Annotated in this window: 18 protein-coding genes; 6 read left to right on the top strand and 12 right to left on the bottom strand. The window is 69.3% G+C overall.

Annotated features, from left to right (window positions below):
- The first annotated feature begins 16 nt into the window (after window positions 1–16).
- The 3 genes from ACLVWQ_RS01450 (at window position 17) to ACLVWQ_RS01440 (ending at window position 3,132) form a co-directional block, all read left to right on the top strand.
- The gene (locus ACLVWQ_RS01450; RefSeq protein WP_414106216.1) at window positions 17–685 is read left to right on the top strand and encodes a DUF3000 domain-containing protein; all 669 of its coding nucleotides are present in this window, start codon (window positions 17–19) and stop codon (window positions 683–685) included.
- 375 nt (window positions 686–1,060) lie between these two features.
- Window positions 1,061–1,723 carry a LuxR C-terminal-related transcriptional regulator gene (locus tag ACLVWQ_RS01445; RefSeq protein WP_414106214.1) on the top strand — a complete coding sequence of 221 codons (663 nt, stop codon included), beginning with the start codon at window positions 1,061–1,063 and terminating at the stop codon, window positions 1,721–1,723.
- A 116-nt stretch (window positions 1,724–1,839) separates the two neighbouring features.
- Complete coding sequence (locus ACLVWQ_RS01440; protein WP_414106213.1) at window positions 1,840–3,132, top strand: HRDC domain-containing protein; 1,293 nt, start codon at window positions 1,840–1,842, stop codon at window positions 3,130–3,132.
- Window positions 3,133–3,494: 362 nt separating this feature from the next.
- Here the strand turns inward: ACLVWQ_RS01440 and ACLVWQ_RS01435 are convergent, their stop codons facing one another.
- Window positions 3,495–4,289 carry an SDR family oxidoreductase gene (locus tag ACLVWQ_RS01435; protein ID WP_414106212.1) on the bottom strand — a complete coding sequence of 265 codons (795 nt, stop codon included), beginning with the start codon at window positions 4,287–4,289 and terminating at the stop codon, window positions 3,495–3,497.
- A gap of 212 nt (window positions 4,290–4,501) precedes the next feature.
- Window positions 4,502–5,398, bottom strand: coding sequence for a helix-turn-helix transcriptional regulator (locus ACLVWQ_RS01430; RefSeq protein WP_414106211.1), 897 nt, complete (start codon window positions 5,396–5,398; stop codon window positions 4,502–4,504).
- 198 nt (window positions 5,399–5,596) lie between these two features.
- Between ACLVWQ_RS01430 and ACLVWQ_RS01425 the strand changes: the two genes are divergently transcribed.
- Window positions 5,597–6,823, top strand: coding sequence for a thiolase family protein (locus ACLVWQ_RS01425; RefSeq protein WP_414106210.1), 1,227 nt, complete (start codon window positions 5,597–5,599; stop codon window positions 6,821–6,823).
- Window positions 6,820–8,946 (top strand): 3-hydroxyacyl-CoA dehydrogenase NAD-binding domain-containing protein, encoded by a 2,127-nt coding sequence (locus ACLVWQ_RS01420; protein ID WP_414106209.1) that lies wholly within the window; start codon window positions 6,820–6,822, stop codon window positions 8,944–8,946. The genes ACLVWQ_RS01425 and ACLVWQ_RS01420 overlap by 4 nt, the downstream gene beginning before the upstream one ends.
- 180 nt (window positions 8,947–9,126) lie before the next feature.
- On the opposite strand, the gene ACLVWQ_RS01415 is transcribed toward ACLVWQ_RS01420, so the two are convergent.
- Window positions 9,127–10,158 (bottom strand): hypothetical protein, encoded by a 1,032-nt coding sequence (locus ACLVWQ_RS01415; protein WP_414106208.1) that lies wholly within the window; start codon window positions 10,156–10,158, stop codon window positions 9,127–9,129.
- Between the two features lie 57 nt (window positions 10,159–10,215).
- Between ACLVWQ_RS01415 and ACLVWQ_RS01410 the strand changes: the two genes are divergently transcribed.
- Window positions 10,216–10,590 (top strand): NTP pyrophosphohydrolase, encoded by a 375-nt coding sequence (locus ACLVWQ_RS01410; protein WP_414106207.1) that lies wholly within the window; start codon window positions 10,216–10,218, stop codon window positions 10,588–10,590.
- A 25-nt stretch (window positions 10,591–10,615) separates the two neighbouring features.
- Here the strand turns inward: ACLVWQ_RS01410 and ACLVWQ_RS01405 are convergent, their stop codons facing one another.
- The 9 genes from ACLVWQ_RS01405 to ngcE all read right to left on the bottom strand — a co-directional run bounded on the left by ACLVWQ_RS01405 (window position 10,616) and on the right by ngcE (window position 22,992).
- Entirely contained in the window at window positions 10,616–12,115 is a 1,500-nt protein-coding gene (locus ACLVWQ_RS01405) for an amino acid permease (protein WP_414106206.1), read from the bottom strand.
- Window positions 12,116–12,261: 146 nt separating this feature from the next.
- Window positions 12,262–14,181: a 1-deoxy-D-xylulose-5-phosphate synthase gene (gene dxs, locus ACLVWQ_RS01400; RefSeq protein WP_414106407.1), complete on the bottom strand. Its 1,920-nt coding sequence runs from the start codon at window positions 14,179–14,181 to the stop codon at window positions 12,262–12,264.
- A 398-nt stretch (window positions 14,182–14,579) separates the two neighbouring features.
- Window positions 14,580–15,875 (bottom strand): sugar ABC transporter permease, encoded by a 1,296-nt coding sequence (locus ACLVWQ_RS01395; protein ID WP_414106205.1) that lies wholly within the window; start codon window positions 15,873–15,875, stop codon window positions 14,580–14,582.
- Window positions 15,872–16,663, bottom strand: a complete 792-nt coding sequence (locus tag ACLVWQ_RS01390) for an ATP-binding cassette domain-containing protein (RefSeq protein ID WP_414106204.1) — start codon at window positions 16,661–16,663, stop codon at window positions 15,872–15,874. Before ACLVWQ_RS01390 ends, ACLVWQ_RS01395 begins: the two co-directional genes overlap by 4 nt.
- Window positions 16,664–16,882: 219 nt before the next feature.
- On the bottom strand, window positions 16,883–17,989 hold the full coding sequence (locus ACLVWQ_RS01385) for a substrate-binding domain-containing protein (protein WP_414106406.1): 1,107 nt from the start codon (window positions 17,987–17,989) through the stop codon (window positions 16,883–16,885).
- A 133-nt stretch (window positions 17,990–18,122) separates the two neighbouring features.
- Entirely contained in the window at window positions 18,123–19,322 is a 1,200-nt protein-coding gene (locus ACLVWQ_RS01380; RefSeq protein ID WP_414106203.1) for an ROK family transcriptional regulator, read from the bottom strand.
- Between the two features lie 194 nt (window positions 19,323–19,516).
- On the bottom strand, window positions 19,517–20,434 hold the full coding sequence (locus tag ACLVWQ_RS01375; protein ID WP_414106202.1) for a carbohydrate ABC transporter permease: 918 nt from the start codon (window positions 20,432–20,434) through the stop codon (window positions 19,517–19,519).
- 94 nt (window positions 20,435–20,528) lie between these two features.
- Complete coding sequence (locus tag ACLVWQ_RS01370) at window positions 20,529–21,452, bottom strand: carbohydrate ABC transporter permease (protein WP_414106201.1); 924 nt, start codon at window positions 21,450–21,452, stop codon at window positions 20,529–20,531.
- Window positions 21,453–21,543: 91 nt separating this feature from the next.
- Window positions 21,544–22,992, bottom strand: a complete 1,449-nt coding sequence (ngcE, locus tag ACLVWQ_RS01365; protein ID WP_414106200.1) for an N-acetylglucosamine/diacetylchitobiose ABC transporter substrate-binding protein — start codon at window positions 22,990–22,992, stop codon at window positions 21,544–21,546.
- Between the last annotated feature and the right edge of the window lie 501 nt (window positions 22,993–23,493).

Raw genomic sequence — 23,493 nt, 5'->3', positions numbered from 1 at the left:
CCTTAACCTTCCCCGCATGGCTGCGGCTCAAGGACGACTGTCGGACGGCGCTGGCGGAATGGACGACTCCAAGGAGGCGGAACGGGATGCGATGGAGGCGGCTCCGCTGCCTTTTCGAGCCGCCGTCGATGCGTTGAGGGCCGCGCGGCTGCGACCGCAGATCGAGATCGATCCGACGAAGGCCCCACGACGGCTCGCTCCGTTCGCGTACGCGCTGGAGGCCGCCGTCGTCGACGGTGACGAGGATCTGGCGGACGGCCGCCTCATCCTGCTGCACGACCCGGCCGGGCACGACGCCTGGCAGGGCTCGTTCCGCATGGTGACGCTGGTCCGCGCGGAGCTGGAGCCGGAGATGGCCGCGGACCCGCTGCTGCCCGAGGTCTGCTGGTCCTGGCTGACGGGCGCGCTCCAGTCCCGCGGCCTCTCGTACGGCGAGCCCAGCGGCACGGTCACCCGGGCCAGTTCGCACTACTTCGGCGGTCTCTCGCAGCGCCCCTCGGCGTCCCAGATCGAGATCCGCGCCTCCTGGACCCCGCGCGAAGGCCTGGGCGGTGTCCCCGACACCGCTTCCCATCTGGCTTCCTGGTGCGATCTCCTCGCCCAGCTCGCGGGCCTCCCTCCGGCGGCCCCCGGCGACGCGTCGGTCGTCACCCTCCCCCAGCGCCGAGGCCCACAGACCCGCTAGGCCCCGCCAGGGCCCCAGGTCCGCTCCGAAGCCGCGCCCCCTCGTGGGGCGCGGCTTTTCGTCGTGCAGAGCCCTTCGGCGCACCCCCGAACCGGTTCCGACCCGGTCCCGGACCGGTCGCGGCCTGCACGAAAACACGTTTGCCCTTTTATCGATACGACCACTTTCGGCCGCGTATCGAAGCGGAGCGAACTCGTTTCGATCTTCGGATGATCGATCGTGCGTCCGAATTTGACGCATTATTACTCACCACATCGTGATCATTCTCTAAAGGCGGACGGGTTTGCTGCCGAAGACCTCTGTGACCTTGAAAGCACGGTTCGTCCCGGCTTCATCCCCACAGCCGGTCCCCCGTCCCGCACCCCAGGAGGCCTGGTGTCCGTTCTCCTCGAGCAGCCCGCAAGCCTGGTCGCCTACCGCCCGAACAAGCCCACCGCGATGGTGGTCGTGGCCGACCCCCGCGTGCGCTCCACCGTCACCCGCCACCTGTGGGCGCTCGGTGTTCGCGACGTGATCGAGGCCTCGTCCGTCGCGGAGGCTCGTCCCCGCATCGGCACCCCCCGCGACATCTGTGTCGCAGACGTCCATCTCCCCGACGGCTCCGGCCTCACGCTCCTGTCCGAAACCCGAGCCGCGGGCTGGCCGAACGGCCTGGCCCTGTCCGCCGCCGACGACATCGGCGCCGTGCGCAACGCCCTCGCGGGCGGCGTCAAGGGCTACGTCGTCACCGGCACCCGTACGAACGTCGGGCTCCCCACCCGCCCGGGTGTCGCCCCCATCGGCTCGGCCGCCGCCCGTATGCACCGCCGTCCCCCGGGTTCCCCGAGCCACCCCGGCGGCTACCGCGAGCTGTCCGGCCGTGAGGTCGAGGTGCTCCGGCTGGTGGCGGAGGGCCAGTCGAACAAGGCCATCGGCGTCTCGATGGGCCTGTCCGCGCTGACCGTCAAGAGCCACCTCGCCCGGATCGCCCGCAAGCTCGGCACGGGCGACCGCGCCGGCATGGTGGCGGTGGCCCTGCGCACGGGAATCATCCACTGATCACCGACCCGCCCACCGACCGCGAACCACCGACCTGACTGGTTTACGCCCCCCGGACGCCCGTCGACGGAACGTTACGTCGACGGGCGTCTGCCATACACAGATACCCTTGACAGGTGACCGACGCCCAAGAGACCGCAGCAGACAGTTCACTGCGAACCACCGGAGGCGCTCCTCCGGCCGACGTCGAACCGGCGCCGATCCCTTTGTTGGAGCCCCGCGACGGAATTCCGCCGGTGATCACCGACGACGACGCGCTCGCCGAGATGATCGCCGCGTTCGCCGCCGGCAGCGGCCCCGTCGCCGTGGACGCCGAGCGGGCGTCCGGCTACCGCTACGGCCAGCGCGCGTATCTGGTGCAGCTGCGCCGCGAGGGCGCGGGCAGCGCGCTCGTCGACCCCGTCGCCTGTCCCGACCTGTCGGGCCTGGGCGAGGCGCTCTCCGGAGTGGAGTGGGTGCTGCACGCGGCCACCCAGGACCTGCCGTGTCTGCGCGAGATAGGTATGGTCCCCACCCGGCTGTTCGACACCGAGCTGGCCGGCCGGCTCGCCGGGTTCCCGCGGGTCGGCCTCGGCGCGATGGTCGAGGGCGTCCTGGGCTTCGTACTGGAGAAGGGGCACTCCGCCGTCGACTGGTCGACCCGTCCGCTGCCCGAGCCGTGGCTGCGCTACGCGGCGCTCGACGTGGAGCTGCTCGTCGACCTGCGGGACGCGCTGGAGAAGGAGCTCGACCGGCAGGGCAAGCTGGACTGGGCCCGCCAGGAGTTCGACGCCATCGCCTCGGCGCCCCCGCCCGAGCCCCGCAAGGACCCGTGGCGCCGTACCTCGGGCATGCACAAGGTGCGCCGCCGCCGGCAGATGGCCGTCGTACGGGAGCTGTGGGAGACCCGGGACCGGGTGGCGCAGCGCAGGGACATCTCGCCGGGCAAGGTCCTCGGTGACGGCGCGATCGTCGAGGCCGCGCTGGCCGTGCCGGCCAATGTGCACGCACTCGCCGCGCTGAACGGCTTCGGGCACCGGATGGGCCGGCGCCAGCTGGACCAGTGGCAGGCGGCCGTCGACCGGGCGAAGGAGCTGCCGGACGCCGAACTGCCGCAGCCGGGCCAGCCGGTGACGGGTCCGCCTCCGCCGCGCGCCTGGGCGGAGAAGGACCCGACGGCCGCGGCCCGGCTGTCCGCGGCGCGGGCCGCCGTCTCCGCGCTGGCGGAGACCCTCAACATGCCGCAGGAGAACCTGATCACTCCGGACACGGTCCGGCGGGTCTGCTGGGAGCCGCCGGGCGCGCGGGACGAGGCGTCCGTCGCGGCCGCGCTCACCGGGTACGGGGCTCGGGCCTGGCAGGTCGAGCAGGTCACGCCCGTGCTCGTCACCGCGCTGACCGCGCAGGCCAAGCCCAGGACCACGGACTGAGCCCCGCCCGCCGGAAATCCGGCGGGCGGGCGGGTCTTCGTCCGGGTCCTGCCGTCGAATTCAGGCCATAGGTCCGCGAGGCCGCAGGTCTACGAGCCCACGCGTCCGAAAGCCCGCGGGTGCTGCGGCCGGTGCGCACGGTGGAGGAGAAGGTCGGGCTCCAGCGGCTGGGCATGCCCGTGGTGGCCGTCGGGCATCCGTCGCTCACCGGCGGGCTCACGTCGGTGCGGACGGACGACGCCAATGCCGTCCGTCACCGAGGCGGTGCGGTATCGGGCCGCGCTCGGGCGCGGGGTCCGGAGCGTCGCCTGGAGACGGTTCGCCGGCGTCGGCGATGTCCTCGCCCAGGCGGCCTGGGCGGCCTACGCGGTGGTGGCGATGCCGCCGTCGACGGGGATCACGGCGCCCGTCAGATACGCGCCTGCCCGGCTGGCGAGGAACACGGCCACGCCCGCCATGTCGTCGTCGCGGCCGATCCGGCGCAGCGGGGCCGCCGCCGCGATCGCCTCGCCCAGCTCGTCGAGGGTCGCGGCCATCATCGCCGACGGGAACGGTCCCGGCGCCACGGCGTTCACGGTGACGTGCTGCGGTCCCAGTTCCCTGGCGAGCACTCTGGTGAGTTGATGCAGTGCGGCCTTGCTGCTGGAGTACGAGTAGTTGGGCCGCTGGGGGATGTGGATGGCGGCGATGCTGCCGATGTTGATGACCCGCGCGGGATCGTCGGCGGTGCCCGCCTTGCGAAGTGCGGGCAGCAACTCCTGGACCAGCCAGAACGGCGACTTCAGGTTGAGGTCGACGACCGTGTCCCAGGCCGCGTCCGGGAACGTCGCCAGCGGCTCGTCCCACATGGCGCCCGCGTTGTTGACGAGGATGTCGAGACGCTCCGAGTCGGCGGTGACGAGGTCGGACAGCCGCCGGCACTCGTCGTGGCGCGACAGGTCGGCGGGAACGGCCCGCACCTCACCGAACACGGACAGCTGTTCCTGCGCCTGAGCGCACGCTTCCGCGTTGCGCGAACTGATGACCACGCTGACGCCCGCCTGGAGAAGGCCGCGCGCGATCATCATTCCGATGCCTCTGGTGCCACCGGTGACGAGCGCGCGCTTTCCCCGTAGATCGAAGAGTTCTGCGTGCGTTGTGAATTGCTTGTCCACCACTTGCCGTCTTTCTCGTTCGCATGAGAGATGCCCCGGGGTACCGGTCGTCCGGTTCTCACTGAATTCGCGTTCGGCCGGGGGCCGGTACCGAGATTAGGCAGCCTTCCGGGACACCCGCGAGACCCTGGTGATACAGGTACTGGGAGAACCCCTCTCAGGCCCTGGCCGGGCGATCACGAATTCCCTCAAAGCGGCGGTGCAGGGGGACCGGGCTATCCGCCCGGTGCTGAAAGCTCGGTCGGCATGGAATTCTCGCCGGCCGCCCATGACGCCAACAGCGCCAGATTGTCGGCGGCCGGCCCCTCCGCGGGTGCGGTGTAGACATTCACATGCAGGCCAGGATCGGTGGGCAGATCCAGGGACTCGAAATCCAGGTCGAGCCGGCCCACCACCGGATGGTTCACTCGCTTGCTCCCGTATCCGTGCAGCCGCACGTCCTGAGACGCCCACTGCTGCCGGAACAGCTCACTGCCCGCCGACAGTTCGCCGACAAGGGCGACGAGTTCCTCGTCGTGCGGATCGCGGCCGATCTCCATGCGCAGCACCGCGGCCACGTTTCGCGTGACCTGGTCGTAGTCGACGAAGAACGCCTTGGCCGCGTCGGGACTCAGATAGACGAACCGCGCGGTGTTGGCGGGGCGTCTCGGGTCCGCCAGCACCGGTGCGTACAGGGCGCGGCCGAGTCGGTTCATGGCGAGCACGTCCTGGCGGCCGTTGCGGATCCACGCCGGCGCGTCGGTGATGGCGTCGAGCACCTGTCGCAGCGCCGGGCGCACCGTCGCAGCGGGCTCGCTGCGGCGTCGGCCGCCGGGCGCCCCGGCCTGGCGCGCGAGGTGGAACAGGTGGTCGCGCTCCGCGTCGTCGAGCTGGAGGACCGAGGCCAGCGCGTCGAGCACGCCCTCGGAGGTACCGCCCAGGTCACCGCGCTCGATCCGCACGTAGTAGTCGACCGACACTCCCGCGAGCAGCGCCACCTCCTCGCGGCGCAGACCCTTGACCCGGCGGTTGCCGCCGTAGGTGGGCAGGCCCGCCTTGTCGGGCGTGATGCGGGAGCGACGTGACCTCAGGAACTCCCGGATCTCGGTGCGCACATCGATCGGGCCGGGCATCGCCTCATCGTAGCCTGGCCCGCACACGGCTACGCCCGGCCTCGGGCGGTCCACGGCGGCGTGGAATGTCGTGTGACCTTCGCCGCTCCAGCCCGTGGGGGTGGGCATGGGGGTTACTCGTAAGTAGCATGGGAGGTGAGCGCGCGCTCAGGGCGTGTGTGTCGCGCAGTGCCATCCCGCATCTGGAGGAGAGCCATCGTGCCTCGTACCGTCAGGGACGTCGTCTTCGTCGACGGCGTCCGCACCCCGTTCGGCAAGGCGGGCCCGAAGGGCATCTACCACGAGACCCGTGCCGACGATCTCGTCGTGAAGGCGATCCGGGAGCTGCTGCGCCGCAACCCCGGTCTCGACCCGAAGAAGATCGACGAGGTCGCCATCGCCGCGACCACGCAGATCGGCGACCAGGGCCTGACGCTGGGCCGCACGGCCGGCATCCTCGCCGGGCTGCCGCAGTCCGTGCCGGGCTACTCGATCGACCGCATGTGCGCCGGCGCGCTGACCGCCGTGACGACCGCCGCCGGTTCCGTGGCCTTCGGCGCGTACGACGCCGTCATCGCGGGTGGTGTCGAGCACATGGGCCGCCACCCCATGGGCGAGGGCGTCGACCCGAACCCCCGCTTCGTGAGCGACAAGCTCGTCGACGAGTCGGCCCTGTTCATGGGCATGACCGCGGAGAACCTGCACGACCGCTACCCGACGATCACCAAGCAGCGCGCCGACGAGTACGCGGTGCGCTCGCAGGAGAAGGCCGCCAAGGCGTACGCCAACGGCAAGATCCAGCAGGACCTGGTGCCGATCTCGGTGCGCAACACCAACCCGGAGGTCGGCGAGACCGGCTGGGGCCTGGTCACCGCCGACGAGCCGATGCGCCCGGGAACCACCCTGGAGAACCTGGCCGGGCTCAAGACCCCGTTCCGTGTGCACGGCCGGGTCACCGCCGGCAACGCGGCCGGTCTGAACGACGGCGCCACCGCCTCGATCATCGCGTCCGAGGAGTTCGCCCGCGAGCACGACCTGCCGGTCCGGATGCGGCTCGTGTCGTACGCCTTCGCCGGCGTCGAGCCGGAGGTCATGGGCTACGGCCCGATCCCGGCCACCGAGAAGGCCCTCGCCAAGGCGGGCCTGTCGATCGAGGACATCAACCTCTTCGAGATCAACGAGGCCTTCGCCGTCCAGGTCCTCGCGTTCCTGGAGCACTACGGCATCGCCGACGACGACACGCGCGTCAACCAGTACGGCGGCGCCATCGCGTACGGCCACCCGCTGGCCTCCTCCGGGGTCCGGCTGATGACCCAGCTGGCCCGCCAGTTCGAGGAGCAGCCCGAGGTCCGTTACGGCCTCACCACCATGTGCGTCGGCTTCGGCATGGGCGCCACGGTGATCTGGGAGAACCCGCACCACAAGGACGCCGGAGGCGACAAGTGAGCACCACTGAACTCCTGAAGGGCGCAGCGGAGCTGTTCCCCGACGAGGTCGTGACGTCGGCGCACGTACGCCACCTCGACCTGCCGTTCGGCGCCGGGCGCTTCGCGCTCGTCACGCTCGACAACGGCTTCGACCACACCAAGCCCACCACCTTCGGCCCGGCCTCCCTCGCGAACCTCGCCGTCGCGATCGACCAGGTCGAGAAGGAGGCGGCGGCCGGCGAGATCGTCGGTGTCGGCGTCACCGGCAAGCCGTTCATCTTCGCCGTCGGCGCGGACCTCAAGGGCGTCGAGCTCCTGAAGGAGCACCCGGACGCGCTCGCCATCGGCAAGGGCGGCCACGAGGTCTTCAAGCGCCTCGCGGCACTGGCCGTGCCGACCTTCACGTACTACAACGGCGCGGCCATGGGCGGCGGTGTCGAGGTCGGTCTGCACTGCACCTACCGCACGGTCTCGGCGTCCCTGCCCGCCTTCTCGCTCCCCGAGGTCTTCCTCGGCCTGGTGCCCGGCTGGGGCGGCTGCACCCTGCTGCCGAACCTGATCGGCGCGGACAAGGCCGTCTCGGTGATCATCGAGAACTCGCTCAACCAGAACAAGCAGCTCAAGGGCGTGCAGGTCTACGAGCTGGGCATCGCCGACGCCCTGTTCGAGGGCGCGGACTTCCTGGAGCAGTCGCTGATCTGGACGGCGTCCGTCCTCAAGGGCGAGATCGTCGTCGACCGTCCGGCGATCGACCGCGGCGAGGCCTGGGACCAGGCCGTCGCCAAGGGCCGTTTCCTCGCGGACAGCAAGGTGCACGGGGCGGCTCCGGCCGCGTACCGCGCGCTGGACATCATCTCCGCCGCCAAGAACGGCGACCTGCAGCAGGGCTTCGACGCCGAGGACAAGGCGCTCGCCGACCTGATCATGGGCGGTGAACTGCGCGCCGGCATCTACGCGTTCAACCTGGTGCAGAAGCGCGGCAAGCGTCCCTTCGGCGCCCCGGACAAGTCCCTCGCCCGCCCGGTCACCAAGGTGGGCGTGGTCGGTGCCGGTCTGATGGCCTCGCAGCTCGCCCTGCTCTTCCTGCGCCGCCTTGAGGTGCCGGTCGTGCTGACCGACATCGACCAGGAGCGGGTCGACAAGGGTGTGGGCTACGTCCACGCCGAGATCGACAAGCTGCTCGGCAAGGGCCGCATCAACCAGGACAAGGCCAACCGCCTCAAGGCCCTGGTCACGGGTGTCCTGGACAAGGCCGAGGGCTTCGCGGACGCGGACTTCATCATCGAGGCCGTCTTCGAGGAGATCGGCGTCAAGCAGCAGGTGTTCGCGGAGGTCGAGGCGGTCGCCCCGGCGCACGCGATCCTCGCCACCAACACCTCCTCGCTGTCGGTGACGGAGATGGCGTCGAAGCTGAAGAACCCCGAGCGGGTCGTCGGCTTCCACTTCTTCAACCCGGTCGCGATCCTGCCGCTCCTGGAGATCGTGCGGGGCGAGACGACGGACGACGCGTCCCTCGCCACGGCCTTCGCCGTCGCCAAGAAGTTGAAGAAGACCGCGGTCCTGGTGAAGGACGCCCCGGCGTTCGTCGTGAACCGCATCCTCACCCGTTTCATGGGCGAGATCCAGAACGTCATCGACGAGGGCACGCCGGTCGAGGTCGCCGAGAAGGCGGTCGAGCCGCTGGGTCTGCCGATGTCGCCGCTGGTGCTGCTGGAGCTGGTCGGTCCCGCGATCGGTCTGCACGTCTCCGAGACGCTCAACCGGGCGTTCCCCGACCGCTTCACGGTCTCCCCGAACCTCGCGGCGGTCGTGCAGGCCGGCAAGCGCGGCTTCTACGTGTACGACTCCGGGAAGCCGGAGCTGGACCCCGAGGTCGCGGCGCTCCTGAAGCAGGGCGATGCCGTGCTGACCGAGGAGCAGGTGCGGGACCGGGTGCTGGACGCTGTCGCGCAGGAGATCGGGCTGATGCTCGACGAGGGTGTCGTCGCCGAGGCGCAGGACATCGACCTGTGCCTGATCACCGGCGCGGGCTGGCCGTTCCACCTGGGTGGGGTCACCCCGTACCTGGACCGTGAGGGTGTCTCCCAGCGGGTGAACGGCAAGCCGTTCCTGGCGCCGGGCGTCGCGAGCGTCCCCGCGTAGGCGCTTCCTCGCCCCCGCCGCCCCTTCCCGTCCCGTCCCTGGGGGCTGCGCCCCCAGACCCCCGCTAAGAGATTGCGCAGTTCCCCGCGCCCCCAGGTACCTGAGGGCGCGGGGAACTGCGCAACGGGGGTTCGGGGGCGGAGCCCCTGAGACTGGTCGGGAAGGGGCGGCGGGGGCGGATCAAATGCTTCGCCAGGCGTCGAGGGCCAGGCCAGGCTCCGGCTTCCGGCGGGTCAGGAGCAGGGTTCCCGTCGTCGGGGAGAGGCTCGCCGCCACCACCCGCCCCTCCGCATCCTCCGCCAGCGACACCACCGCGTCAGCGGCCAGCTGCGGACCCGAGTCGGTCCACCACGCCCCCGCCGACTCCTGCTCGGTGGGATACGCCGCGAAGGCCACCCGCCCGCTCGCGGACCGCTGCGCGAGCAGCGTGCAGTCGACGTCGTCGAGCGTGCAGCGGATCGTGGCCACCGCCCCGGGCCCGGCGCAGCCGAGCAGTTCCACCGGCTCCGAGCCGGCCCGCCAGGCGCACACGGTGTCCTTCTCGTCCGTGAAGAAGAGCGTCACGTGCTCGTCGGAGGTGACCTGCGCCCGCAGGGTCCCCGGCCGCACCGCCACCTTCAGCGGCTCGTCGTCGAGCGCGGGGATGTGGCCCGGACCGGCCTGGGTCCAGCGCAGGATGCCGGCCGGCGTGGCCGCGTACAGTTCGACGCGTCCGGACGCCCTGGTCACGGCGGCGAGTTCGCCGGTGACCTCACGGCCCTTGAGGTCGCGCCAGGGGCCCCAGCCGCCGCGCTCCTTCTGGCCGCGCATGCTGACCCCGCCGCCCTTGTTGCGTACGAAGACGTGCGCGCGGCCCTCGGCGTCCACGGCGACGGCCGGTACGCCGGTCTGCGGCCCCTTGGCGTTCGGGTGCCCGAGCCGGTTCCAGTCGAGCGCGGCGAGATGCGGCCGGAAGTGGGTGGAGTGGACCAGCCCCGCCTCGTCCACTCCGGTGGGGCGCCAGGAGACGAGGTGGGCGTAGGAGTCGGTCCCCTGGCCCACGGCGAGCACGGGGTTCACGCGCTGGTCGCCGCCGACCGCGCGGGGTGGTGTCCAGGGGCCGCCGGGATGCTGCTCGGCCCAGCACCGCACCGCTTCCTCCAGGGGAGCGTAGGCACTGAGTCTGCCGTCCCGGCCGCGTATGAGCCAGTTGCCGTTGAGTGTGCGCACCATTGACACTCCCCCACTCTAATCGGCTCGTGTGATCGCCCTCCGTGCGACCCTGGCCTCATGGACGCTCCCCCGCTTGTGATCGTCGACGCGGCCAATGTGGTCGGGTCGGTGCCCGACGGCTGGTGGCGCGACCGCCGGGGCGCCGCGGAACGCGTACGGGACCTGCTCGTCCCGTACGCCGCGGACGGGCTCCCCGGTCTGCCGGGTCCGCTGGAGCTGGTCCTCGTGGTCGAGGGCGGTGCCCGTGGGGTGACGTCCGTCCCCGGTGTACGGGTCGAGGCGGCGGCCGGCAGCGGCGACGACCGCATCGTGGAGCTGACCGCCGAACACCCCGGCCGCGCCCGCCTCGTGGTCACCGCGGACCGTGAACTGCGGCGCAGGGTCGTGGAGTTGGGCGCCGAGGTCACGGGCCCGCGGACCGTCCGCCCATGACGGCCGGGGGAGGCGGGTCCGTCGGCTAGGGCGTTTCGCCCGCGGCCGCCTTCTCGTCCCGGCCGAGGCGGCTGTGCGAGCGGCCGTACACGAAGTACACGAGGAAGCCGAGCGCCATCCAGATGCCGAACCGCAGCCAGGTCTCCGCGGGCAGGTTCAGCATCAGCCACAGCGAGGCGAGGACGGAGACGATCGGCAGGAGCGGCACCAGTGGGGTGCGGAAGGCGCGGGGCAGTTCCGGGCGGGTGCGGCGCAGGATGACCACGCCGATCGCGACGACGACGAACGCGAACAGCGTGCCGATGTTCACCAGCTCGGCCAGTTCGCTCAGGCTGGTGAAGCCCGCGAGGATCGCGATGATCACACCGAGCAGGATGGTCGGCCGGTGCGGGGTCCTGAAGCGCGGGTGGACGTGCGAGAAGAAGCGCGGCAGCAGTCCGTCGCGGCTCATCGCGAAGAAGACCCGGGTCTGGCCGAGGAGCAGGATCATGCAGACCGTGGTGAGGCCGACGGCGGCGCCGAAGCTGATGAACCCCGCGAACCAGGGGTGCCCGGTGGCCTTGAACGCGTCGGCGAGCGGGGCGTCCACGGAGAGCTCGCTGTAGTGCTGCATACCGGTCACCACGATGGCCACCGCGACGTACAGCGTGGTGCAGATGACCAGGGAGCCGAGGATGCCGCGGGGCATGTCCCGCTGGGGGTTCCTGGTCTCCTCGGCGGCCGTGGCCACCACGTCGAAGCCGATGAAGGCGAAGAAGACGACGGAGGCGGCGGTGAAGATGCCCATCACGCCGAAGTTGGAGGGTGCCCAGCCGAACATCAGCTGGACGAGCGGGGAGTGGATGCCGGCGCCCGCCTCCACGTCCTGCGCCTTCGGCACGAACGGGTCGTAGTTGGAGCCCTTGACGAAGAAGGCACCGGCGACGATCACGACCAGGACGACCACCACCTTGATGGCGACGACGACCGAGGTGACACGCGCGGAGAGCTTCATGCCCAGCACGAGGATGCCGGTGAGCACCAGCACCAGGGCGGCGGCGAGGATGTCGAAGCCGAAGCCGTCGGCCCCCTCCCGCCCGCTGAGCGCCGCCGGCAGGTGCCAGCCCGCGTTGTCGAGGAGTGAGGCGAGGTAGCCGGACCAGCCGACCGCGACCACCGCGGTGCCGAGCGCGAACTCCAGCACGAGGTCCCAGCCGATGATCCAGGCGGGCAGCTCCCCGAGGGAGGCGTACGAGAAGGTGTACGCGGAGCCGGCCACCGGGACGGTGGACGCGAACTCGGCGTAGCAGAGCGCGGCGAGCGCGCAGACGATCCCGGCCACGACGAAGGCCAGGGCGACGGCGGGCCCCGCGTTGTTCTTGGCGACGGTGCCGGTGAGGACGAAGATGCCGGTGCCGATGATGACCCCGACCCCGAAGACCGTCAGGTCCAGGGCGGACAGGGATTTCTTGAGCGCGTGCTCCGGTTCCTCCGTGTCCTGGATGGACTGCTCGATCTTCTTCGTCCTGAAGAGGGTGTTGCTCACGGGCGTACCTCCCACGCTTGTCGTCCTCGACATGATCGAGAGGGGAAGTAGTCCGTATGCCCCGGTCCGTGGGATTTCACGCGAATGGGCCGGTTCCACCACCGTAAAGGGTGCTGGAACCGGCCCACTCGGATGCGTCGGCCAGGTCAGTCGCGGGCGGGCTCCGCCGTGGCGTGGGCCTGCTCGAACCTGCCGTCGAGCTTGGAGACGAGGCCGGTGACCTGCCGGGCGATGTCCGGTGCGGTCAGTCCGATCTCGGCCATGACCTCCTTGCGGGAGGCGTGGTCGAGGAAGCGCGGCGGGATGCCGAAGTCGCGCAGGGGTACGTCCACGCCCGCGTCGCGCAGGGCCTGGGCGATGGTCGAACCGACGCCGCCGACGCGGGAGTTGTCCTCGACGGTGACGACCACGCGGTGGCGGTCGGCGAGCGGGGCCATGGCCTCGTCGACGGGTTTGACCCAGCGGGGGTCGACGACGGTGGTGGAGATGCCCTGCTGGTCGAGGAGTCCGGCGATCTCCAGGCACATGGGCGCGAGGGCGCCGACCGAGACGAGGAGCACATCCGGGGTGTCGGTGCCCGGCTCACGCAGGACGTCCATGCCTCCGACGCGGCCCACGGCGGGTACGGCGGGGCCGACCGCGCCCTTGGAGAAGCGGACCACGGTCGGCGCGTCGGTGACCTCCACGGCCTCGCGCAGCTGGGCGCGGACCTGGTCGGCGTCGCGCGGCGCGGCGAGCCTGAGGCCCGGCACGACCTGGAGGATCGACATGTCCCACATGCCGTTGTGGGAGGCGCCGTCGGTGCCCGTGACACCGGCCCGGTCGAGTACGAAGGTGACCCCGCACCTGTGCAGGGCCACGTCCATCAGGACCTGGTCGAAGGCGCGGTTGAGGAAGGTCGCGTAGACCGCGAAGACGGGGTGCAGGCCGCCGGTGGCGAGGCCCGCCGCGGAAACGGCCGCGTGCTGCTCGGCGATGCCGACGTCGTACACCCGGTCGGGGAAGGCCTTGGCGAACCTGTCGAGGCCCACCGGCTGCAGCATGGCGGCGGTGATGGCGACGACGTCCTGGCGCTCCTTGCCGAGCTTCACCATCTCCTCGCCGAAGACGGAGGTCCAGTCGGCGCCGGAGGAGGCGATCGGCAGGCCCGTGTCGGGGTGGATCTTCCCGACGGCGTGGAAGCGGTCGGCCTCGTCCTGGAGGGCCGGCTGGTAGCCACGGCCCTTCTCGGTGATGCAGTGCACGATGACGGGGCCGCCGAAGCGCTTGGCGCGGGCCAGCGCGGACTCCAGGGCCTCCATGTCGTGCCCGTCGATGGGCCCGACGTACTTCAGGCCCAGGTCCTCGAACATGCCCTGCGGGGCGATGAAGTCCTTGAGGCCCTTCTTGGCGCCGTGCAGCGTCTCGTAGAGCGGCCTGCCGACGACGGGAGTGCGCTCCAGGAGGTCCTTGCCGCGGGCCAGGAAGCGCTCGTAGCCGTCGGTGGTGCGCAGGGTCGCCAGGTGGTTGGCGAGGCCGCCGATGGTGGGCGCGTACGACCGCTCGTTGTCGTTGACGACGATGATCAGCGGGCGGTCCTTGGCGTCGGCGATGTTGTTCAGCGCCTCCCAGGCCATGCCGCCGGTGAGCGCCCCGTCGCCGATGACGGCGACCACGTGGTCGTCCTTGCGCAGGACCTCGTTGGCCTTGGCGAGGCCGTCGGCCCAGCCGAGGACCGTGGAGGCGTGCGAGTTCTCGATGACGTCGTGCTCGGACTCGGCCTGCGAGGGGTAGCCGGACAGGCCGCCCTTCATCTTCAGCTTCGAGAAGTCCTGGCGGCCGGTGAGCAGCTTGTGGACGTAGGACTGGTGGCCCGTGTCCCACAGGATCCGGTCCTTCGGGGACTCGAAGACGCGGTGCAGGGCGAGGGTGAGCTCGACGACGCCGAGGTTGGGGCCGAGGTGGCCGCCGGTCTTGGACACCGCGTCGACGAGGAAGGTCCTGATCTCCTCGGCGAGCTCTTCCAGCTGCTCCAGGCTGAGCCGGTCCAGATCGCGCGGTCCCTTGATGCGGGTCAGCAGCGGCACCCGTGCCTCCTTGCAGTAGAGCTGATCGAGATTGCCGGGCCTGTCGAGTCTAATGTTCCGCCTGTCGTACCGACGCCCGGGATGTGCGTCGTACATCATGCGATCGACCGTAAGACATCTCGCCAACCACCATCCCCACCAAACTCCCCCCGCAACACAAAAGTGCCCGGCACCACATTCGATGCCGAGCACTCATGCGCCCCGAGGGGCGCGGGAAACGGCGCGACCAGCCACGACGCACCGCCGACCACCCGCCCCCCAAGGGGCGCGGGGAACGGCGCGACCAGCCACGACGCGCCCCGCAGCCGCCCACCGACAGCAAGCCCCACGGTCCGGCCGCGCAGGCCGCGCGGCGGCGCGCAGCGGCGCTCTCCGCGCCCCCGCGCAACCGCGAAGCGTTATGCGCGACCGGCCGTCTTCTGCGTCTTCCGCGTGATCGAGTCGATCACCACGGTCGCCAGCAGCACCCCACCAGTGATCATGTACAGCACCGGCGTGGCGGTGCCCTCAAGGGCGAGCCCGTACTGGATCGAGGTGATGACCATGACACCGAGCAGCGCGTTCCACGTGCGGCCACGGCCGCCGAAGAGGCTGGTGCCACCGATGACGGCCGCCGCGATGACGTTCATCAGGAGGTCGCCGGCGCCCGCGCTCTGGTTGGCCGCGGCGATCTTCGAGGCCCAGAACAGACCACCGACGGCGGCGAAGAAGCCCGCCAGGGCGAAGACCGAGACCCGGATCGCCGTGACGTTGATACCGGCACGGCGGGACGCCTCGACGCTGCCGCCGAGCGCGAAGATCTTGCGGCCGTAGCCCGTACGGCGCAGTACGAAGTCGCTCGCGACCAGGACCACCAGGAAGAGCAGCAGCGCCAGCGGGAGGCCCTTGTACTGGTTGAACATGATCGCCGCGGCGAACGCGACGATCGCGAGCAGCACCGTGCGCACCACGAGGTCGATCAGCGGCCGGGACGGGATGCCCGCGGCCTCGCGGCGGCGGCTGTCCAGGAAGCTGGTGACGAAGAAGAGCACCACGGCGACGATCGCGAGCCCGTAGGCGGCGGCGACGTCCGAGAAGTAGTACGTGGTCAGCTTGCCGACCACACCCTCGCCGTCGATGTTGATCGTGCCGTTCTCGCCCAGGATCTGGAGCATGAAGCCGAGCCAGAACAGCAGGCCGGCCAGGGTGACCGCGAACGCGGGCGCCCCGATCCTGGCGAAGAAGAAGCCGTGGATGGCGCCGATGGCCGCGCCGCTGACGAGCGCGATCAGGACGGCCAGCCACTCGTTCACCCCGTGGGTGACGCTGAGCACGGCGGTGATGGCACCCGCCACACCGCTGACCGAGCCGACCGACAGGTCGATCTCGCCGAGCAGCAGCACGAAGATGATGCCGACGGACATCATGCCGGTGGCGACCATCGCGACGGCGATATTGTTGAGGTTCTCGGCGGAGAGGAAGGCCGAGTTCAGGCTCTGGAACACGATGCAGATGACGATCAGGCCGAGGATGACCGGGACGGAGCCCAGGTCACCGCCCTTCATCTTGCGCTTGAACTCGCCGATGTAGCCGGCCAGGCCCTGCTCGCGCACGAGCAGCCTGGGGTCGACCACGGTCACCGCGGCGGCGGCCGCCTCGGGGTTCGCGACGACGCCGTCGTCGTCCTTGATGGTGGAGGTCTTGTCGATGCTCACTTCTGAGCCTCCCCGTTGCCGCGCGCCGCACGACGGGTCACGGCGTTGTCCGTGGCACCGGTGATGGCGGAGATGATCTCTTCCTGCGAGGTGGCCTTGACCTCGAAGACGCCGTTGTTGCGACCGAGTCTGAGCACGGCCACCTTGTCGGCGACGGCCTTCACGTCGGCCATGTTGTGGCTGATGAGGAGGACGGCGTGGCCGCGCTCGCGCAGCCGCTCGACCAGGTCGAGCACCTGGGCGGTCTGCTCGACACCGAGGGCCGCGGTGGGCTCGTCGAGGATGACCAGCTTGGGCTCGCCGAGCATGGAGCGGGCGATGGCCACGGTCTGGCGCTGACCGCCGGAGAGCGAGGCGATCGGGATGCGCACGCTGGGGATGCGGATCGACAGCGTCTGGAGCAGCTCGCGTGAGCGGCGCTCCATCTCGACCTCGTCCAGGACACCGCGGCGCTTCAGCTCACGGCCCAGGTAGAGGTTGCCGACGACATCGATGTTGTCGCACAGCGCGAGGTCCTGGTAGACGGTCGCGACGCCCAGGTGCTGGGCGTCGTGCGGCTTGTTGATCTGGACGGTCTTGCCGTCCCATTCGATGACGCCCTCATCGATGGGGTGCACGCCGGCGATCGTTTTCACCAGCGTGGACTTTCCGGCGCCGTTGTCGCCGACCAGGGCGACCACCTCGCCGGCGTGGACCTCGAGCTCTACGTCGGTGAGCGCCTGAACGGCACCGAACCGCTTCGAGACCCCGCGCAACGCCAGAACAGGCGTAGCGGACACTTTAACCATCTCCTTCGCCGCCTGACCCGGCGGGAGGTTGTGCAGAAGAGTTCGGGGGGAGTGAAGTGTTCCGTCCGGCGCCCCGCCCTAGCTTTGCGGGGCTGATGGATGCGGGGCGCCGGATGGGCTTCGAGTACGACCGTCCCTGGTGGCCGCCTTCTGCGGGGCAGGCCCGTACGGGAATTCGACTGCGTGAATTCCCGTACCCGGTAAGGGACTTGCCGTCACCTACTTCAGGCCGACCTTGGCGCAGTCGGCCTTGAACTTGGCGGTGCAGATCTCGTCCACCGTGTAGATGGCTTCCTTGATGACCGTCTCGTTGATGTTGTCCTTGGTCAGCGAGACGACCGGGACGAGCACCGACGGGACACCCTTGGTGGTGGGGCTGTCGACCGAGTCCTTGGCGATGGAGTCGAGCTTCTCGCCCTTGGCGAGCGCGACGGCCATCTGGGCCGCGATGTCCGCCTCCTGCGGGTAGGACTTGTAGACGCTCATGAACTGCTCGCCCTTGATGATCCGCTGCACGCCCGCGAGCTCGGCGTCCTGGCCGGTCACCGGCGGGAGCGGGGAGACACCGGCGGCCTTGAGGGCCGTGATGATGCCGCCCGCCATGCCGTCGTTGGCGGAGTAGACGCCGACGATCTTGTCCTTGCCGACCGCCGAGATCGCGCCTTCCATGTTGGCGTTGGCGTTCTCCGGCTTCCACTCCTTGGTGTCGTACGACTTGGCGATGTCCACCTTGCCGTCGAGCTCGGAGAGCGCGCCCTTCTTGAAGAGGGCGGCGTTCGGGTCGGTGACCGCGCCGTTCATCATGACGATCTTCGCGGAGGGCTTGGCCTTGTCGCCCAGGGCCTCCAGGAGCGCCTTGCCCTGGACCCGGCCGACCTCTTCGTTGTCGAAGGAGACGTAGGAGTCGATCGGGCCCTCGGCGAGGCGGTCGTACGCGACGACGGGGATGCCGGCTTCCTTGGCCTTCTTCACGCCGCTGGCGATGGCCTTGGAGTCCACCGCGTCCACGATCAGCACGTCCACCTTGTTGGTGACCATCGTGTCGACCTGCTGGGACTGCGTGGTGGCGTCCTGCTTGGCGTTGGCGTAGACGATCTCGCCCTTGTTGTTCGTGAGCTCCTTGACCTTCTTCTCGATCAGGGGCTTGTCGAACTTCTCGTACCGGGCGGTCTGGTTCTCCGGAAGGAGGAGCCCGACCTTGATGTCGTCGCCCTTGGCGGCGGACTTGCTGGAGTCGCTCTTGTCGCCGGACTCCTCGGCGCTGCCACAGGCAGCCAGCGAGACGGCCATCGCACCTGCGGCAACAGCAACGGCGGCGCGACGCATACGCGTATTCACTTCAGAAACCTCCCTGACGAGGCCGCGACGTTGCGGCCGAGGTGGCTGGAAGTCAACTCGGCCGCACGTGCGACGTCAAGAAGTAAATCCTTAACGAGATGGCAACGATGCCATCCGTTCTCTAAGTGAAGGCGGGTGTTACAGCAGTGAGCGAACCGTCCAAAAGGGCTGAATCGCCCATCTCGCCGAGTGCCAGCGCGAGCGCCCCGAGGACCTCCGCCCGACCGCCAAGTGCCCCTGGCAGAACGGATAGTTGACGTGCCGCACTGGGGATCGCATAGCGGCCGACGGACTCCCTTATGGGTCCTAGAACGAGCTCTCCGGCCTCGGCGAGATCACCGCCGAGCACCACCCGGCTCGGGTTGAGCAGATTGCACAGATTGGCCACTCCACTGCCGATGTGTCGGCCGACGTCGGCGATCACCCGACGGCAGCCAGGGTCTCCGTCCCGCGCCAGCCGTACGACACCTTCCATGGACAGGTCCGTGCCGTGGCTGGACTGGAGGAGCGGCAGCACGTAGCGCGCCGCCGTGAAGGTCTCCAGGCAGCCGCGGTTGCCGCAGCGACAGACGGGGCCGGACTCATCAAGAGTAATATGCCCGATTTCTCCCGCTGTGCCACCCGGGCCGCGGTAGATCTTGCTGTCGATCACGAGTCCGGCGCCGACACCGCTGGCGACCTTGATGTACGCCAGGTCCCGCACGCCCCTGCCGCTGCCCCAGACGAGCTCGCCCAGGGCTCCGAGGTTGGCGTCGTTGTCCACGTGGACCGGGACCCCCAGGCGCCCCTGCAGCTCCTCCGCGGGCTTGGTGCCGGTCCAGCCCGGCAGGATCGCGGTGGAGCCGAGCGTGCCGGACTCCACGTCGATCGGCCCGGGAACCCCCAGACCCACCCCCGCGACCTTGGCACGGTCCACGCCGGTGGCCACGATCAGGCGGTTGACCAGCTGTTCCGCCCGGTCGAAGCCCTGTGCGGCGGAGGCGTCCACGTCGAGCGGCTCGGACTCCTCGGCGAGCACCTGGTGCGCCAGGTTCCCGACCGCGACCCGCAGATGCGTATGCCCGAAGTCGACGCCGATGACGATGCCGGCGTCCCCGCTGAGGCTGACGCTGCGGGCCCTTCTGCCACCCGACGAGGTGGGGGTGACCTCGACCGTCCCGCCGTCCTTCAGCTCCCGGACGATGTTGGAGACCGTGGCCGCCGACAGGCCCGTCGACCTCGCGATCTCCGCTTGCGTGAGCGACCCGGCCAGGCGCACCGCACGTACGACCCGTTCGAGATTGGCTCGGTGCAGCGACGACTGCGACCCCGGAGTCTCCACGACGACCTCCTGCGTACGGGGTCGCCTCGGTGAGACCCCGTCTATGTCCAACTAGTGAACCCTAAGCTGAGCCGTTTGGGGCGCCTTCCGTCAAGAGGTTGAACAGAGAGGGGCGTGTGCGGGCCCCTTCACACAAGGGTGGGCCCGGCGCCATTCCGGGACCACCCTCGCAAACCGGCCGCTCGTCGCGCCCGCTACTTGAGCGCTCCGGCCGTCAGGCCCTGTACGACCTGACGCTGGAAGACGATGTACGCGGCGAGCACCGGCAGCATCGCCATCACGAGCCCCGCGAAGAGGCCGGACCAGTCACCCTTGTAGCCCTGGCTCACGGCCAGCTGGACCAGCCCCTGGGTGAGCACCTTCTTGTCCGGTTCGGTGTTGAGCACCGTCGGCAGCATGTACTGGTTCCACTGCCCCAGGAAGTTGAAGATGGTGATGCTGATCAGGCCGGGCTTGGCCATCGGCAGCATCACCTGGAAGAACGTCCTGGTGTGCGAGGCGCCGTCCACGAAGGCCGCCTCGGCCACCGAGGTCGGCAGCGTGCGGAAGAAGGACGTCATGAAGAACACGGTGAACGGCAGCGAGTAGGCGATGTAGACCAGGACGAGGCCGGGCAGCGTGTTCAGCAGCGAGAGGTTCTGCATGACGTAGAACAGCGGGACCAGCGCCAGGATGATCGGGAAGCTCATCCCTCCGATGAAGAGGAAGTAGATGAAGCGGTTCCCGGGGAACTCGAAGCGCGCCAGGACGTACGCCGCCATGGAGCCCAGCAGCATGGTCCCCAGGAGCGAGAGCCCCACCACGATGATCGTGTTGAGGAAGTAGTCGCTCATGTTCGCCGAGGTCCAGGCGCGCGACCAGTTGTCGAAGTGCAGCTTGTCGGGCAGCGCCCAGGGCGAGCTGAAGATGTCCTTGTCCGTCTTGAACGAGGTCATCACCGCCCAGAGCAGCGGCATCACGACCATGAACGCCCAGAGGACGAGGAAGCCGTGCGAGAAGATGTTGAGGGTCCGGCCGGTGGCCTTCTCCTGCGGCACGGGACCGGGCGCCGTCTTCTCGACGGGCGGCCTCTCCCCTGCGGTGTCGGCGGGAGGCGTGTCGGTCGTCTTCACTCGTGGCCTCCTCGCGGATCGGCGTTCAGCCCGGCCTGATCGGCCGGCTGCGTGGGTTCGGTCGGCTGCGTGCGTTCGGTCGGCTCGGTCGGCATCAGTACTCCAGCCGCTCGCGCCGGCCCAGCCGCATCACGACGCCCACGAACAGCAGCGTCACGACGAGCAGGGCGACACCGATCGTCGTCGCGTAGGCGGCCTGACCGTCGCGGAACGCCTTCTGGTAGACGTACAGCGGCAGGACGGTCGTCGCGTAGTCGGGGCCGCCGGGGCCCACGGACATGATCTGCACGACCGCGAAGGACTCGGCGCCGAGCGCCAGGATGCCCATGTAGGCCCAGCCGGACTGCACGGTGTCCCAGAGCAGCGGCAGGGTGATCTTGAAGAAGGTCGTGATGCGGTTCGCGCCGTCCAGCAGCGCGGCCTCGTAGTAGTCCTTGGGAATGGAGGCCATTCCCGCGGAGAAGAGCACCACGAAGAAGCCGACGGTGGACCAGACGAGGACCGCGAAGATGCACCACAGGGCCAGGTCGGGGTCACCCAGCCAGTCGGGCTGGACGCTGTCCAGGCCCACCGCCTGCAGAGCGGAGTTGATCGCTCCGCTGTTCGGGTTGTAGGCGAACTGGAAAAGCAGCGCGACGATCGCGATCGACAGCACCTGCGGGAAGAAATAGACCACCTTGTAGAACGAGGATCCGTGGACTCCCGCGATCGCCGCGTTCTTCCGGCGTCGTCCGCCGACATTGAGCATGAAGGCGAAGAACAGCGCCAGGGTGAGCGTCACCAACGGCAGCAGCAGGACGAATGTCACGCTGTGCTGCAACGACTTCCAGAAGACGTCGTCGTCGAACAGCCTGGTGTAGTTCTTGAAGCCCACCATCTTGAACTCGGGGCTCAGACCGCTCCAGTCCGTGAACGAATAATAGATGGACTGGAAGAAGGGCCAGATCACGAACAGGCCGTAAATGGCCAGGGGGGCCGCCAAGAACCCCACGATGAAACGGTATTTGCCGTGTTGCATTCCTACCGACCCGATCTTCCCGCGGGGGCTGCCGTCGACGCCGCACACCGAGAGCCGGGGCCCCGGACACCGCCCGGGGCCCCGGCCGCGCTCACTGGTGCTTGTAGTGCTGGATGTTGTCGTCCTTGGCCGCCTCGTCGGCGTAGCCCTGGATCTTCTTGATGGCCTCGACCGGGGTGAGCCGGCCGGCCATCATCTCGCCGAGACCGCCGGTGCCGATCTTCTCCTTCTGGAGCGCCACGTACCAGTCCTGCAGCCGCGGGTTGACCACGTTTTCGCCGGCCTTGTCCAGCGCCGCGACACCGGACTTCAGACCCGGCGTCAGCTCGATGCCGTCGGTGCCGCCGTTGAAGGCGGACAGCGACTTGACGGACGAGGTGAAGTTCTTCGACGAGGCCTCGCTGAGCATGATGCGCAGCTGCTCCATGCCGCCCTCGGTGTTCTTGGCCTTGGCGGGGACGATGAAGGGCTCGCCGCCGGACGCCCAGATGGTCCCGAAGGGCATCTTGTCCGAGCTGTCGATGCCGCTGGGCGCGGACACCGCGAGGTCGAAGTCCTTCGGCATGGTCTTCGCCGCCTCGTTCTCCACCCAGGAGCCGTTCGGGATGAAGAGCGCCTTGCCCTCGGTCCAGGCCGTCTGGGACTGGATGTGGTCGAGGCCCGGGGTGCCCTTGAGGATGTAGCCCTTCTTGAAGAGCTCGTAGTACGCCTCGAAACAGGTCTTGACCGCGGGGTGCTTCCAGGCGTTCGGCTCCAGGTTGTCGATGGCGTCGAGCACCTCGCGGCCGCCGACCTTGGCGATCATCGGGTAGAGCGAGAAGGGGAGGTAGTACGGGTACTTGCCCGCGTACGTCCAGCCCGCCATGCCCTTCTTCTTCGCCTTCGCGCAGACCGCGAGCATGTCGTCCCAGGTCTCCGGGTACGTCGCGTCGAGGGAGTCCAGCGCCTTCTGGGAGTACCACACGCCGTAGATCGTGTACGCGTAGTACATGATCCAGACCGGGTCGCCGTCGAACTGGCCCATCTCGACGATGCCGGGCCGCAGGGTGTCGCGGACCTTCTTGGCCGGGTCGTCGAAGGACGGCGCGTCCAGCAGCGGGGTGAGGTCCGCGAGCTGCTTCTTGCTGACCAGGACGCCCATGTCCATCTGCTCGGCGCCCGAGTTGTCGATCAGGTCCGGCGGGGTGCCCTGGTTGAAGCGCGGCTGCAGGACCGACTGGATCTTCTGGGTCGAGGAGAACTTGACCTTCGCCTTGGGGAAGTTCTTCTCGTAGACCGCCTTCGCGTCCTCGGCGTACTTCGTGCCGAAGCCGCCGTCGAAGATGACGGTCTCCAGCGGCGCGCTCTCATTGACCGCGAGCGGGTTCTCCTTGGTCTTCTTGCCCTTGTCGACCTTTTCGTCGCTGCCGCTGTCACCGCTGGCACACGCGGACAGAAAGCCCATCGCGGGTACGGAGATCAGACCGAGAGCGGCGGACCGCTTGATCAGGTCGCGCCTGCCGACACCCTCGCGGTCGTTGTGGGCGGAAGTGGATCCCATGCTCAAGTCCTCGCCTTCATCAGGACTCAGGCGGTGAACCGGACCCTCCCCGGCACCGCGGTTGGTACTGCATTACCCGGGGACGACCCCCGGTCCCCCGGCAGGAAAAACAGGTCGGACGAGTTGCCCGGCACATGAGCGAGGGGACATCAGTAGAGCTGGAACAAGCCTGGAATACCGGGAGCCGCTGGAATGCCCGGCAAGTCGCTGATCGCCGTGCCCCCTTGTCCCCGGCCGCTGCCTGCCCGCGACCGGTCGAACGACAGGGGCGGACGCCGACAGGTATAGTCCACTTCCCGTCAGCGGAGCAAGATCGAATGCACAGTTGGCCGACACTCTTTCCCGAAGTGAGACCTCGCGGAAATATGAGCTGCCCGCAGGGCTTGCCCTGCGCGGGCTGATCAGGGAACCATCAGGGTTCGATCAGCCACCTCACAGGAAGCCGACAGGTGGGCCCGTTCGGGGGCCATCGGGTCGGCTGTCGGTATTGCCCCCACATTG

The sequence above is a fragment of the Streptomyces sp. CWNU-52B genome (genome assembly GCF_047444975.1).
Lineage (GTDB): Bacteria > Actinomycetota > Actinomycetes > Streptomycetales > Streptomycetaceae > Streptomyces.
Note: the sequence above shows the minus strand (reverse complement) of the source record. Positions and strands in the feature narration are given on the sequence as shown.

Bases quoted from the DNA above. Each gene is read 5' to 3' on its own strand.
- ACLVWQ_RS01410 (WP_414106207.1), top strand. From the start codon at position 10,216: ATGGACGCTCCCCCGCTTGTGATCGTCGACGCGGCCAATGTGGTCGGG.
- ACLVWQ_RS01430 (WP_414106211.1), bottom strand. From the start codon at position 5,398: ATGCCCGGCCCGATCGATGTGCGCACCGAGATCCGGGAGTTCCTGAGG.
- ngcE (WP_414106200.1), bottom strand. From the start codon at position 22,992: ATGGGATCCACTTCCGCCCACAACGACCGCGAGGGTGTCGGCAGGCGC.
- ACLVWQ_RS01415 (WP_414106208.1), bottom strand. From the start codon at position 10,158: ATGGTGCGCACACTCAACGGCAACTGGCTCATACGCGGCCGGGACGGC.
- ACLVWQ_RS01390 (WP_414106204.1), bottom strand. From the start codon at position 16,663: ATGGTTAAAGTGTCCGCTACGCCTGTTCTGGCGTTGCGCGGGGTCTCG.
- ACLVWQ_RS01385 (WP_414106406.1), bottom strand. From the start codon at position 17,989: ATGCGTCGCGCCGCCGTTGCTGTTGCCGCAGGTGCGATGGCCGTCTCG.
- ACLVWQ_RS01450 (WP_414106216.1), top strand. From the start codon at position 17: ATGGCTGCGGCTCAAGGACGACTGTCGGACGGCGCTGGCGGAATGGAC.
- ACLVWQ_RS01370 (WP_414106201.1), bottom strand. From the start codon at position 21,452: ATGCAACACGGCAAATACCGTTTCATCGTGGGGTTCTTGGCGGCCCCC.